Raw genomic sequence first — 13,144 nt, 5'->3', positions numbered from 1 at the left:
GCGGGCATCAACCGAGATGAGGCGGAGCGCGTCATGAAGGATATGCTGGTTCAGGTCGAGCCGCTGATCCCCGCGCTCCGCCGCTATGCGCGTGCGCTCATGCGCGATCGCGCGGCGGCTGACGATCTGGTCCAGGACTGCCTGGAGCGCGCCGTCAGCCGCTGGCATCAGCGGCGCGATGGCAGCGTCCGCGCCTGGCTCTTCACCATCCTTCACAATCTGGCGATCACGCAATTCCGCCAGGCCACAGCGCGGGGAAGGCATATGCCGATCGACGATGCGGGAGAGCATGAGCTAGTCAGTGCGGCAGCGCAGGAACGAGGACTGATCTACCGGGACGTTCTGAGCAAGCTCGCGCGACTGCCGGAAGAGCAACGGGCCGTCTTGCTGCTGGTCGCAGTCGAGGATCTCTCATACGCAGATGCTGCGAAAGTCCTCGGCGTTCCGGTGGGCACCGTGATGTCGCGCCTGTCGCGTGCACGGGAACGGTTGCAGCAGGAGATGGATGGGGCGGGGCCGAGGAACGTCGTCGCATTGCGGAGCTTGAAATGAACCAGCGGCCGATCACGGAAGATGATCTCCACGCCTATGTGGACCAGGCGCTCGAGCCGGAGCGTCGTGCCGAGATCGCATCCTATCTGGACGAGCATCCGGGTGTCGCAAGCCGCGTCGCGGGCTTCGCCAACCAGCGCGAGCAGCTGCGTGGCGCACTCGCGTCAATCGCTGACGAGCCATTGCCGGCGGAACTGAACCTGTCGCACATCATCGAGAGTCGGAAGCGCCGTCTCCCGCGGACGTCGGGGGTAATCGCTGCGATGTTGCTTCTGGGTATCGGAGGCCTCGGCGGATGGACCATGCGCAGCGTATTGCAGGATACCCCGAACGGACTATCCGCGTTGGCGCAGGAAGCAGCCTATACCTATGGGGTTTACGCACCGGATCGCGTACGTCCGGTCGAGATACGGGCGTCGGACAGCACCGAGCTCACGCAATGGGTCTCCAACCGGCTGAAACAGCCGGTCAAGGTGCCGGACCTCTCCGTCTCGGGCTATCGGCTGATGGGCGGGCGCCTGGTCGCCACTTCGCACGGTCCGGCCGCGATGTTCATGTACGACGACGATCGCGGCGATCGCCTCGTGGTGCTGACCCGTCCGATGAGCAGCCGCAATCAGGATGCGCCGATGATGCCGCAGTCATCCGGCGACATCGCGGGTTTCGCCTGGATAGATGGCGGCCTTGGCTATACTCTCGTCGGCCAGCTTCCGACAGACACTCTCAAACCGATCGCGAACGAGATCCGGAAGCAGGCGCGGCTGATCTAGCGGCGAAATTCGCGAAGCGGGCCCGCGCATCGGCGAGAGCCCCAATCGCGAAGGCTCAATCGCGATCGCCTTGACCTGACCGCTGATTGGCTTGGTGCGGCCATGCGGCGCGCCCTTCGGATTGATGGGCAAGTTATTGCGCCGAAAGGCCTATGGCCAGGCCCACTCAGGCAGTGCTTCTCAAGCCCATCCCGCTGCTCTATGGTGCCGCCGGCCGAACGGAGGAAACCAATGAAGAACACGATTGCCAGGCTCGCCGGCGCGGTGCTTGCGCTGACGCTCACCACCTCGCTTGCCGCGGCGCAAAGCAAGGTGACCATCGCGGTCGGCGGCGGTTCCTGCCTGTGCTACCTGCCCACGGTGCTGGCCAGGCAACTCGGCGAATACGAGAAGACCGGCCTCAATGTCGAACTGGTCGACCTCAAGGGCGGTTCGGACGCGCTGAAGGCCGTGCTTGGCGGCAGCGCCGACGTCGTCTCCGGCTATTTCGACCATTGCGTCAATCTCGCCGCCAAGAAGCAGGAGCTCCAGGCTTTCGTGGTCTATGACCGCTATCCCGGCCTCGTGCTGGTGGTGGCACCCTCGCGCACCAATGATATCAAGTCGGTCAAGGATCTCGCCGGCAAGAAGGTCGGTGTCAGCGCGCCCGGATCTTCAACCGACTTCTTCCTCAAATACATGCTCAAGAAGAACGGGCTCGATCCCGCCGGCACCGCCGTGATCGGCGTCGGCCTCGGCGCCACTGCGGTTGCCGCCATGCAGCAGGGCCAGATCGATGCGGCCGTGATGCTTGATCCTTCGGTGACCGTGCTTCAGGGCAGCCACAAGGATCTTCGCATCCTCTCGGACACCCGCACCCAGAAGGACACGCTCGAGACGTTCGGCGGCGAATATCCGGGCGGCGCGCTGTATTCGACCGCGGCCTGGATCAACGGCCATGAGAAGGAGACGCAGGCGCTCACCAATGCGATCCTCGCAACGCTGGCCTGGATCCATTCGCATTCGCCCGAGGAGATCATGGCGAAGATGCCGGAGGAGACGGTCGGCAAGAACAAGGACCTCTATCTCGCCGCACTGAAGAACACGATTCCGATGTACTCCGAGACCGGCAAGATGGATCCGAAGGGCGCCGACGCCGTGCTCGCGGTGTTCACCGTCGGCTCGCCCGAGGTGGCCAACGCCAAGATCGACGTCAGCAAGACTTTCACCAACAAATTCGTCGAGCAGGCCAAGAAGACCACGGGGAGTGCCAAATAGCCGACGCGAAGGCGTGGTAATCGCCCGGTTATGACGTCACCTTTCATTCATCGCGTCACGACGCTTGATCTTGCGGTGCGGCCGATCGCGTGGCCGTTCGCGGAGGAACGGCGTGCCGAGATCGCAGCGCATTTCGCCGAACTGCAGCGCGAGCGACCGAAGATCTGGAATGGCCGCGTCTTGCTTGGGCGCGATCCCGTGTTCACGGGCAACCATTTCGCCGCGACCTATTTCGAGACCGATTTCGCCAGCTTCCTCGCCTGGCGCGACTGGGGCTTTCCCGACCCTGCCGTGTTCAACGGTTTCGGCATGGGTGCGCTACGCACGACCGACGGCGCCTTCATCATGGGCGAGATGGCGCAGCACACGGCCAATGCCGGCCGCATCTATTTCCCTTCGGGCACGCCCGACCTCGGCGACGTCAGGGATGGCGCCCTCGACGTTCCCGGCAGCGTCGTCCGCGAGATCGCGGAAGAGACCGGGCTGACCGCGGACGACTACGCGGCGGAGGCGGACTGGCACTGCGTCGTCTCCGGCCGTGCGATTGCGATGATTCAGATCCTCAACCTGGACATGCCGGGCGATGCGGCCCGTGCCCGGATCGAAGCCAATCTCGCACGTGACGACGAGCCTGAATTGTCGGCCATTCATCTCGTGCGCGACATGGGTGATCTCAGGCCGTCCATGCCGCGATTTGTCACGGCCTTCGTCGAGCGCCAGTTCGCCTCGCGCTGATGCGCGAGGCTTGACATCGCCGCGCTCAGCCCATGTGATGGGAAAAAAGCAAAAGCAACAAGAATGCGATGCACAATCGTCCAGGGAGGTTTTGATGCGCCTGCGCATGGCTATCCGTTTGGTACGTGGGGTGTTGGTCGCGATTGCCGCGACGGGCCTGGCGGCGTCCGCCCAGGCTCAGGAGAAGAAGATCAAGATCGGTGTGATCTATGATCTGACCGGCCCGCTCGCCGGCGGCGGCTCGGAGCTGCAATATACCGGCGCAAGAATCATGCTGGATCAGTACAGCGCGAAGGATGTCGAAGGCTACAAGATCGAGGCGATCTATGCCGACGCTCAGAGCAAGCCGGACGTCGCCATCAATGAAGCGATCCGTTTGATCGAGCAGGAAAAGGTCGACATGCTGCTCGGCTTCTTTTCATCGGCGCAGTGCGTGCCGGTGGCAGCGCGCGTCGAGCAGCTGAAGAAGTTCATGTGGATCACGACCTGCATTTCGTCAGCGGTGCTGGAGAACAAGAACTACAAATACGTGTTTCGGCCGCAGGCCTCCGGCGATCAGTTCGGTATGATGACGATGGACTTCATCGCGCAGAACACGAAGGAAAAGCTGGGCAAGGATCCGAAGGACCTGCGGGTCGCCATCATCCATGAGGACGGCGCCTACGGCGTCGACGTTGCCAAAGGCAATGAAGCCGGTGCCAAGAAGGCCGGCTTCAACATCGTGCTCAGGGAAGGCTATTCGGCCACGGCCCCGGATTTGTCTGCGCTGGTCACCAAGCTGAAGCGGGCCAAGCCGGATGTGATCTTCCACACCGGCTACAATCCCGACATCACCCTGTTGCTCCGGCAAGCTCGCGAACAAGGGCTGAAGTTCGGTGCACTGGTGGGACATGGCGCCGGCTACGGGGTCTATGAGAAGCTGAAGGAAGGCCTGGGCGCCGATGTAAACTACTTCTTCAACACCGATCCGATCTCGATCTGGCTCGCCAACCAGAAGAGCATGGATCCGAAGCTGCCGCCGATCATCAAGGCGGTTGGCGAGGAGTTCGACAAGCGCAAGCCGGGCGTCGCCATCCGTTCGGCTCATGTCGGCATGGCTGCGTCCAACACCTACCTGTTCCTGACCGACGTGCTGCCGCGAGCGATCAAGAAATATGGCGGCATAGATCCCGACTCCCTGCGCAAGGCCGCACTCGACACCGACATACCCGAAGGCGGCACCATGCTCGGCTTCGGCGTCAAATTCCACGGCGAGGGCTCGCCAATCGCCGGCCAGAACGAGCGCTCGTTCCCCGTCGTAATCCAGTACGTCGACGACAAATCCTACGTGGTGTGGCCCAAGAGCCAGGCGCAGCGCGAGGCGGTGCTGCCGCTGCCGAAAGGCACCACCTACAGCAACCAGTAGCGGCGGAGAGCGGCGGTGCTGGAAGTGAACGGGCTGGTGAAGCGGTTTGGCGGCTTCATCGCCGTGAACAACGTGTCGTTCAAGGTCGACCAGGGCGAAATCCTCGGCCTGATCGGCCCCAACGGTTCGGGCAAGAGCACGATCTTCAACATGCTCTCCGGCACGCTGGCGCCGACATCGGGTTCGATCCTGTTCGGCGGCCACGAGATCGCGGGCCTCGCGCCGCACCGGATCATCAACAGCGGCATCGGCCGCACCTTCCAGATTCCGCGCCCCTTCCGCCGCCTGACCATTTTCGAGAATGTCGCGCTCGCCGGCTTCTACGGCCAGGGCCGCCACAGTCGTGCCAGGGCGGAGGAGGCGGCCGAACGCTCGCTTGCCATGGTCGGCCTGCCGACAGATCGCCATGCCAGTGTCGATGGTCTCGGCGCGGCGGGGCTGAAGAAGCTCGAACTTGCGAAAGCGCTCGCTACCGCGCCGAAGCTGCTGCTGGCCGACGAGAGCCTCGGCGGTCTCGACGAGGCCGAGATGGATCAGGCCGCGGACATGCTGCGCAACATCCGCGACGAGCTGGGCATCACCATCATCTGGGTCGAGCACATCATGGGTGTGTTGATGCGCGTCGTCGATCGGGTCATGGTGCTCGATCACGGCGAGAAGATCTCGGAAGGCTTGCCGAGCGTCGTCGCCGGCGATCCGCGCGTGATCGAGGTCTATCTCGGCACAGATGCCGAGACCACGCAGGCCGCGGCCGCCGAAGCGCGCCGCCGCGCGGGAGGGTAGCCGATGCTGGAGCTTCGCGGCGTCAATGCCGGCTACGGCACCTTCCAGGCCCTGTTCGACGTCGCCCTCGATGTGAGGGCTGGCGAAGCGGTCGGCGTCATCGGCCCGAACGGCGCCGGCAAGACCACCTTGATGCGCGTCATCTCCGGCCTGATCCGTCCCTCGCGCGGGTCAGTCAGGATGGAAGGTATCGACGTCGTGGCCACGCCGGCGCACAAGATCGTCAGCCTCGGCATTGCGCATGTGCCGGAGAACCGCCGGCTGTTTCCGCAGCTCACAGTCGATGACAATCTCAAGATGGGCGCCTTTATGAAGGAGGCGCGCGGGCACTATGCCGATCGACTCGACGTCGTGTTCGAGCTGTTTCCGCGCCTGAAGGAGCGCCGCCACCAGATGGCGGGCACCATGTCCGGCGGCGAGCAGCAGATGTGCGCGATCGGTCGCGCGCTGATGTCCAATCCGAAGCTGCTGCTGCTCGACGAGCCTTCGGCGGGGCTCGCGCCGGTCGTGGTGCAGCAGGTATTCGAGCTGGTGAAACGGATTCGCGCCAGCGGCCTGACCGTGCTGATCGTTGAGCAGAACGTGCAGCAGGTGCTGAAGGTGGTCGACCGCGCCTATCTGATCGAGGCGGGCACGATCAGGGCGTCCGGCACCTCGGCCGAGATGCTGGCGAGCGACACGGTCAAGGAAGCGTATCTCGGGGTGTGACGGGCATGCAGGCATTCCTGGACATTTTCGACATCTACCTGCTGGAGGCCGTGATCAACGGCATCCTGCTCGGCGGCGTGCTGGCGCTGCTCGCGCTCGGCCTCAACCTGATCTTCGGCGTCATCGACGTCACATGGATCTGCTATGCCGAGCTCGTGATGATCGGCATGTACGCCATGTACTTCACGGTGCAGTATTACGGCGCCAGCTATTTCATCGCTGCGCCGCTCACCATCCTGCTGGTCGCGGTGCTCGGCGCGGCGCTGCACTACCTCGTGATCGCGCCGCTGCTGACCGCGCCGCCGATCAACCAGCTGCTCGCGACCGGCGGCGTGCTTTTCGTGCTGCAAAGCTTTGCCACCGTCGCCTTCGGCATCGATTTCCGCAATCTCGGCATCCGCCTGCCGGTGCTGGCCTTCGGCGAGATGAATTTCAGCTACGCACGGCTGCTATCGTTCCTGGCCGCGCTGGTCGGCATGGTCGCTGTCTATCTGTTCATGACGCGCACCTTCACCGGCACTGCGATCCGCGCCATCTCGCAGGACCGGCAGATCATGGCCTTGATGGGCGTCGATACCAGGCGGATCTATCTGATCACCTCGGCGCTGGGCGGCGCGTTGGCCGGCCTCGCCGCCTGCCTCCTGGTGCTGCAATATGACGTACATCCCTTCGTCGGCCTGTCCTTCGGGCCGATCACCTTCCTGATCTGCGTGCTCGGGGGGCTCGGCAATTTCATCGGCGGCTTCATCGCCGCCTTCGTCTTCGCCGAGATCATCTCGCTCGGCGGCCTGTTCTCCGATCTCGAATGGGGCTATGTGCTCGCCTTTGCCTTTTTCATCGTCATGATGTTCATCCGGCCCGCGGGCCTGCTTGCGAGGCGGCGATGATGGGGCAGGGACGGCTTGCAGCATGGGGGCTGGGGCTGGCGGCGCTGGTCGCGCTGCCCTTCGTTTATCGCGATCCCTATCATCTGCACATTCTGGTGCTGATCCTGATCTGGTCGTTCGCCTACACCTCCTGGTCGATGATGGGCCGGTTCGGCCTCGTCTCGCTCGGCCATGGCGGCTTCATGGGGATCGGCGCCTACGTCACCGCGCTGCTCTGGAATCATCTCGGCCTGTCGCCATGGATCGGCATTCCCATCAGCATGGTGGCGGCCGGCGCGCTGGCGCTGATCGTCGGCTATCCCTGCTTCCGCTTCCGCATCACCGGCCACTATTTCGTGCTGGTGACGCTGGCACTCTCCGGCATCGTGCTCCAGGTCATCACCGCGACGCGCGACTACACCGGCGGCTCGCTGGGCTACACGCCGAACCGGACCTCGGGCAACAAGCTGCTGGCGCTGCAATTCGACGACAAGACGACCTGGTACCTGATCGCGCTCGGGATCTGGCTTTTCGGCATCGTGGTCTGGCACTGGGTCGATCGCAGCATGGCCCGCTATGCGCTGGAGGCGATCTCGGAGGACGAGGACGCCGCTGCCGCGGCCGGCGTCGATGTCACTGCGGAGAAGCTGAAGATCACGCTGCTCAGCGCGCTGATGACGGCGCTTGCCGGCGCGATCTACTGCCAGTACCAGATGTTCATCACGCCTGACACGGTCAGCGGCATCGCGGTGTCGCTCCAGATGGTGTTCGCTGCCATCGTCGGCGGCCTGTTCGTCTCGCTCGGCCCGACCGTCGGCGCCGTCATCACCATTCTGCTGGCCGAGACCTTGCGCATCGGCTTCGGCACCAGGGCGGTCGGCTGGGACAACCTCGTCTACGGCGTGCTGCTCGTCCTTTTCATCATATTCCTTCCCAAGGGCATCCTTGGTAGCTTGCTCGACCGATTGAAGCCGCAACGCAAGGTGCCCCGCGCTCATGAGCAAGAAGCCGTCCAAATCGCTCGCCCAGGAACTTGACCGCTACATCACGCCATTCCGCCACGATGGTTCGGGCAAGTTTCACCTCAAGGACCACAAGACCGACGAGAGGGGCGATCTCGACAAGGAGAAGGCGCTGGCGATCCTCGACTCCAACAAGAAGCGGATGATCGAGTTCCAGGAGAAGCTTTACGCGCAGGACCGCTGGTCGCTCCTGATCGTGTTCCAGGCGATGGACGCCGGCGGCAAGGATTCTGCGATCAAGGCGATCTTCGAGGGCATCAATCCGCAGGGCTGCGAGGTTCATGCCTTCAAGGCACCGAGCAGCAAGGAGCTCGATCATGACTTCCTCTGGCGCCATGTGATCGCGCTGCCCGAGCGGGGGCGTATCGGCATCTTCAACCGCTCCCACTACGAGGAATGCCTGGTGACGCGCGTGCACCCGGAGATTCTCGCCAAGGAGAAGCTGCCGCCGAGGCTCGTGACCAAGCACATCTGGAGGGAGCGGTTCGAGGACATCTCGGCCTTCGAGCGCTATCTCTGCCGCAACGGCACCGTTGTGCTGAAATTCTTCCTCAACGTCTCCAGGGAGGAGCAACGCAAGCGCTTTCTCGAGCGGCTGGAGGATCCGGCCAAGCAGTGGAAGTTCTCGATGGATGACATCAAGGAGCGCGCGCTGTGGCCGCGCTACCAGGCAGTCTATCAGGACATCGTCCGCCACACGGCTACGCCCCACGCGCCCTGGTACGTCGTGCCCGCCGACCACAAATGGTTCGCCCGCGTCGTGATCGGCTCGGTGATCAACGCGGCGCTCGAAGAGCTCGACTTGCGCTTCCCGCGCGCCGACAAGGGCTCGCTGGAAGAGTTCGAGCAGGTGCGCCAGGCGCTGGTGAAGGAGGAGAATGGGGGCAAGAAGCGGCGATGATCCATCATGTGGCGGACCCGCGCGTCGCGATCAGTAACAAAAGCACGAAAACAACCCCATGCACAGTAGCCGACGACAGTCAAATCAATGACTTGGCCGCCGGTGTCATGCTTCTGCGGATTTCACGAAGCCGTTTGACTCGTCGGGCAAAACGGGGGCATGATGTCATCGTCGTCCCCTGTGCCTCCCCTCAATATCCGCGGGCCCACCAGTAGCAGAAGCGCTCGACATTGGCGGGAAGGGCGGTCTCGTAGTTCGCCCATTTCTCGTATTTCGGCAGCTTCACTTCCTTCATCGCGGTGTCGAAGCACTTGCCGGCATCCGCCGCCTTCTTCACCTCGGCGGAGAGATCCTCCATGTAGGCGATGTCGTTCTCGACGTCCTTCCTGGTGCCGAAGCGGCCGCCGGCATAGGGATGGCCGGGGATCATCCGCTCCCAGTCGAGCGAGGCGAGCTTCTTCAGCGAGGCGATATATTCCAGTGGCGAGGCGTTGTCGGGGATGTTGCGGAACTGGACCTGCTCGATCGGGGCGAAGTCGACCACGAAGACGAGCTTTTCCTTCGGCAGCCGCATCACCAGCGAATTGTCGGAATGGTTGCGGCCGACATAGTTCAGCTCCAGCGTGGTGCCGCCGAGCGTGATGCTCTTTTTGTCATCCACCACCTGATCCGGCATCACGACGTCCGCGAGCAGCGATTTCTGCTTCTTCAGCTCGAGCAGGCGCTCCTTGGTTCGCCGGTGCGCGATGAAAGTCGCGCCGAGATCCTTGAAGGGCTGGCCTCCGGCGATGTGATCGTAGTGATGATGGCTGTAGATGACGTATTTGATCGGCTTGTCGGTGACCGCCTTGATCGCGTCGATATAGGGTTTGGCGGGACGCAAATAGGAGATCGGATCGGTCGCGATCACGCCTTGCGGCGTCACCACGAACATCGCCTGATGACCGCCATAGCGGAAGATGTAGACGTTGTCGGTGCCGTCGACCTTCCTGGTGGATGTCTGCGGCGGGTTCTGCGCCAATGCTGATCCGGTGACGAGGGAAGCGAGAGCCGCGATGCAAAATGATGCTTTCATCTCTGGCTTTCCGGAAATGAACGAGGGTGACAGAGGCGGATATTCTCTTCGATACAAACGCTGCCGTCAGGGATTTATTCCGCCGCTTTCACGGGGCCAATCGGTCGTGGGAACGCCTGGAACGCGCCTTCAAATGTGATTTCAAGGCCTTTGATCCCGCTTGACAGTTTTGTGTCGCAGGAGGACCATCCCCATGGTCGCCAACAAGCGACGCGCAACGTCCACCTCATGAGCAAGGGGAGGTCTATGACGCCACCTCCGCAAATCCAGCCGCGTTGATTGCGATGGAGCTCGTTCGGACTATCGCATAGCGGCAGAAACCGCGAACGGCACGCCGGGACCAGGTTTAGCGGGCTGCATCAGTGAGGCAAAGCCCCTACCTTCCCGGCGCTGTATTTTGCGTTACATCGATCGCGTCTGACGGCCGGGACGAGGCCGCCGCGACGAGCATCCATGACATTCTTCTTTCCTCCTTCCTCCTCCTCGCCGTCGTTTCGCAATGACGGGAGAGGTCTTTGTGCGCACGGGGCCTGAAGGCGTTTCGCTGACGCCGCGGCTCCTGATTTTGCGTTGCGGCAAATGCCAAGAGAATGTCGCCTCAAAGGCCAACTTCCGACACAGGACCGGGGCGAATAGCAGGAATCCGACATGATGCATCTGCTTCGTCGGTGACGGTCCCGACGCCGCCGGCGCATTCATTTTTTCCAGGGAATCCTCGTGTCGCATAAGCTGGCCGTGGCGCTCCTCGCCGCTCTCTTCCTCACGATTCCATCTCTCTCCGGCGCCCGTGCCGAGCCGCCTCCACCGGCGGCAAATAGCGCTGCCGCACTGTCGCCCGACGAGGCGAAGCGCGCGCTGGAAACCCTTCAGGACGACAAGAAGCGCGCGCAGATGATCGACACGCTCCGCGCGATCGCCAACGCGTCCGGTCCGCAGCTACCCGCGTCCGAGCCAAAATCGCCGATCCCGCTCTCGGCCGACGGGCTCGGTGCGCAGCTCCTGCTCACGGTGTCGGACGAGATCGGCGAGATTTCGGGCCAGATCGCCGGCATGGCGCGGACGCTCACGCACTTCCCGGCGTTCTATTACTGGATCATGCGGACCGCGAACGATCCCGCGGCCTACAACCTCCTGATCGAGATCGCCTGGAAGCTGGCGCTGGTGTTCGGTGCTGCCTTCTGCGCGGAATGGGTGATCTTCCGCCTGATCCGGCGTCCGGTCGCGTTCCTGGAAGCACGCGTGCCGCAAACGGCACGCCTGCCAACCCAGGCGCTGCCGATTGCCGGTCCGCCGTCGTCGGTCGTTGATGTCACCCCCGAGCCGGAACTGCACAAGCGCCGTCACAACCTCGCGCGGATCTGGCAACTGTTGCTGCGGCTACCTTTCGTGCTGGGCCGCATCGTCCTTGAACTGCTTCCAGTGTTCGTCTTCGTGGGCGTTGCTACGGCGCTGCTCGGGACGGAAATCGGCGAGCCCACGACCGTTCGCCTCGTGATCCTCGCAGTCATCAATGCCTACGCGTTCTCGCGCGGGCTCATCTGCATGGTCCGGACGCTGGCGGGGCCGTTCGGCCTGTTTCCGGTGCGCGCCGAGACCGCCGCCTATATCGAGATCTGGGCGCGCCGCATCGTCGGCGTTGGTGTCTCCGGCATCGCCTTTGCCAACGTGGCGCTGCTGCTCGGCCTGCACCGCGCCGGCTACGCCGCGCTGCTGCGCATGGTGATGCTGGTCGTGCACCTCTTCATCGTCGTCATCATCCTGCAATGCCGCCGCCAGGTCGCCGACGCCATTCGCGCGCCGGCCGAGCGGCAGGGGATTGCCGCCCGTTTGCGTAACCGCATCGCCGGGGGCTGGCACTATCCTGCCATTGCGCTCGATCTCGCGTTGTGGGCGGTTTGGGCGCTCAACATCCGCAACGGATATTCGTTGTTGCTGCAATATTTCGTCGGCACCGCCGTGGTGGCGCTGGTCACGCGCGTCGTCATCATGGTGACGCTGAGCCTGATCGACCGCGGCTTCCGCATCAAGCCGGAGATCCTGCAGCGCTTTCCGGGCCTCGAGATCCGCGCCAACCGGTATCTGCCGCTGCTGCGCAAGATCGTGTCCAGCGTGATCGCCTTCATCGGCTTCGTCGCCGTGCTCGAAGTCTGGGGCGTCGACGCCATCGTCTGGTTCTATGGCGGCCAGATCGGCAGCCGGCTGATCTCCGCCGTGGTGACGATCGGCCTTGCCGTGCTAATCGCGGCCGCGATATGGGAAGCCAGCAACGCGCTGCTGGACCGCCAGATCAATACACTGTCCCGGGACGGCCATTATGCCCGCGCCGCGCGTCTGCGCACCTTCCAGCCGATGCTGCGCACGGCGCTGCTCTGTCTGATCGCCACCGTCGTCGGCCTCACGGCGCTGAGCGAGATCGGCGTCAATGTCGCGCCGCTGCTCGCGGGCGCCGGCATCGTCGGCATCGCGATCGGCTTCGGTTCGCAAAAGCTGGTGCAGGATCTCATCACCGGCCTGTTCCTGCTGCTGGAGAACACGGTCCAGGTCGGTGACAATGTCAGCGTCTCGGGGCTCTCGGGCGTGGTCGAGAATGTCTCGATCCGCACCATCCGCCTGCGCGCCGGTGACGGTGCCGTGCACATCGTACCGTTCAGCGCGGTCACGACCATCACCAATGCCAGCCGCGGCGCCGGCAACGCCTCCGTCAGCGTCAACGTCGCCTACAAGGAGGACACCGACCGTGCCGGCCAGATCCTCAAGGACATCGTCGACGAGATGCGCCGCGAACCGGAATTCCGCGCACTGATCCGCGGCGACCTCGAACTGTGGGGCATTGACAAGGTCGATGGCGCGATGGTGTCGATCGTCGGCCAGATCCGCTGCACCGAGGCCGGGCGCTGGCCGGTCCAGCGCGAATTCAACCGGCGCATGAAGCTGCGCTTCCAGCAGAACGGTATCGAGGTCGCATCCGCCACCCAGACCATCTTGATGCATATCGGGCCGCCGGCGGATAGCGCCGCCAGCCTGACGCCGCGGCGGGCGGCTGGATAAGCAGGTCCCCCAAACTTCCGGC

Annotated in this window: 12 protein-coding genes; 11 read left to right on the top strand and 1 reads right to left on the bottom strand. The window is 63.6% G+C overall.

What is annotated here, in order from left to right; genetic code table 11:
* Positions 1-33 precede the first annotated feature (33 nt).
* The 10 genes from ACSHT2_RS12910 to ACSHT2_RS12865 all read left to right on the top strand — a co-directional run bounded on the left by ACSHT2_RS12910 (position 34) and on the right by ACSHT2_RS12865 (position 8,999).
* Positions 34-552, top strand: a complete 519-nt coding sequence (locus tag ACSHT2_RS12910) for a sigma-70 family RNA polymerase sigma factor (RefSeq protein ID WP_440641891.1) — start codon at positions 34-36, stop codon at positions 550-552.
* A complete protein-coding gene (locus ACSHT2_RS12905) occupies positions 549-1,322 on the top strand; it encodes an anti-sigma factor family protein (RefSeq protein ID WP_440641890.1) in 774 nt (257 codons plus the stop codon). Before ACSHT2_RS12910 ends, ACSHT2_RS12905 begins: the two co-directional genes overlap by 4 nt.
* Before the next feature lie 231 nt (positions 1,323-1,553).
* On the top strand, positions 1,554-2,579 hold the full coding sequence (locus ACSHT2_RS12900; RefSeq protein ID WP_440641889.1) for an ABC transporter substrate-binding protein: 1,026 nt from the start codon (positions 1,554-1,556) through the stop codon (positions 2,577-2,579).
* A gap of 30 nt (positions 2,580-2,609) precedes the next feature.
* The gene (locus ACSHT2_RS12895) at positions 2,610-3,314 is read left to right on the top strand and encodes an NUDIX hydrolase (protein WP_440641888.1); all 705 of its coding nucleotides are present in this window, start codon (positions 2,610-2,612) and stop codon (positions 3,312-3,314) included.
* Positions 3,315-3,408: 94 nt separating this feature from the next.
* Positions 3,409-4,719: an ABC transporter substrate-binding protein gene (locus tag ACSHT2_RS12890; protein ID WP_440641887.1), complete on the top strand. Its 1,311-nt coding sequence runs from the start codon at positions 3,409-3,411 to the stop codon at positions 4,717-4,719.
* Positions 4,720-4,734: 15 nt separating this feature from the next.
* Complete coding sequence (locus tag ACSHT2_RS12885) at positions 4,735-5,502, top strand: ABC transporter ATP-binding protein (protein ID WP_440641886.1); 768 nt, start codon at positions 4,735-4,737, stop codon at positions 5,500-5,502.
* A gap of 3 nt (positions 5,503-5,505) precedes the next feature.
* Entirely contained in the window at positions 5,506-6,210 is a 705-nt protein-coding gene (locus ACSHT2_RS12880; protein WP_440641885.1) for an ABC transporter ATP-binding protein, read from the top strand.
* A 5-nt stretch (positions 6,211-6,215) separates the two neighbouring features.
* Complete coding sequence (locus ACSHT2_RS12875; RefSeq protein ID WP_440641884.1) at positions 6,216-7,097, top strand: branched-chain amino acid ABC transporter permease; 882 nt, start codon at positions 6,216-6,218, stop codon at positions 7,095-7,097.
* Entirely contained in the window at positions 7,094-8,113 is a 1,020-nt protein-coding gene (locus ACSHT2_RS12870; protein ID WP_440641883.1) for a branched-chain amino acid ABC transporter permease, read from the top strand. The genes ACSHT2_RS12875 and ACSHT2_RS12870 overlap by 4 nt, the downstream gene beginning before the upstream one ends.
* Positions 8,073-8,999: a polyphosphate kinase 2 family protein gene (locus ACSHT2_RS12865; protein ID WP_440641882.1), complete on the top strand. Its 927-nt coding sequence runs from the start codon at positions 8,073-8,075 to the stop codon at positions 8,997-8,999. Before ACSHT2_RS12870 ends, ACSHT2_RS12865 begins: the two co-directional genes overlap by 41 nt.
* 190 nt (positions 9,000-9,189) lie before the next feature.
* On the opposite strand, the gene ACSHT2_RS12860 is transcribed toward ACSHT2_RS12865, so the two are convergent.
* Positions 9,190-10,074, bottom strand: coding sequence for an MBL fold metallo-hydrolase (locus ACSHT2_RS12860; protein WP_440641881.1), 885 nt, complete (start codon positions 10,072-10,074; stop codon positions 9,190-9,192).
* 717 nt (positions 10,075-10,791) lie between these two features.
* On the opposite strand from ACSHT2_RS12860, the gene ACSHT2_RS12855 reads away from it, so the two are divergent.
* Entirely contained in the window at positions 10,792-13,122 is a 2,331-nt protein-coding gene (locus tag ACSHT2_RS12855; RefSeq protein WP_440641880.1) for a mechanosensitive ion channel domain-containing protein, read from the top strand.
* Positions 13,123-13,144 lie beyond the last annotated feature (22 nt).

This window comes from Bradyrhizobium sp. PUT101 (assembly GCF_052043945.1).
Classification (GTDB): domain Bacteria; phylum Pseudomonadota; class Alphaproteobacteria; order Rhizobiales; family Xanthobacteraceae; genus Bradyrhizobium.
This window is presented reverse-complemented; position numbering and strand designations above follow the sequence as displayed.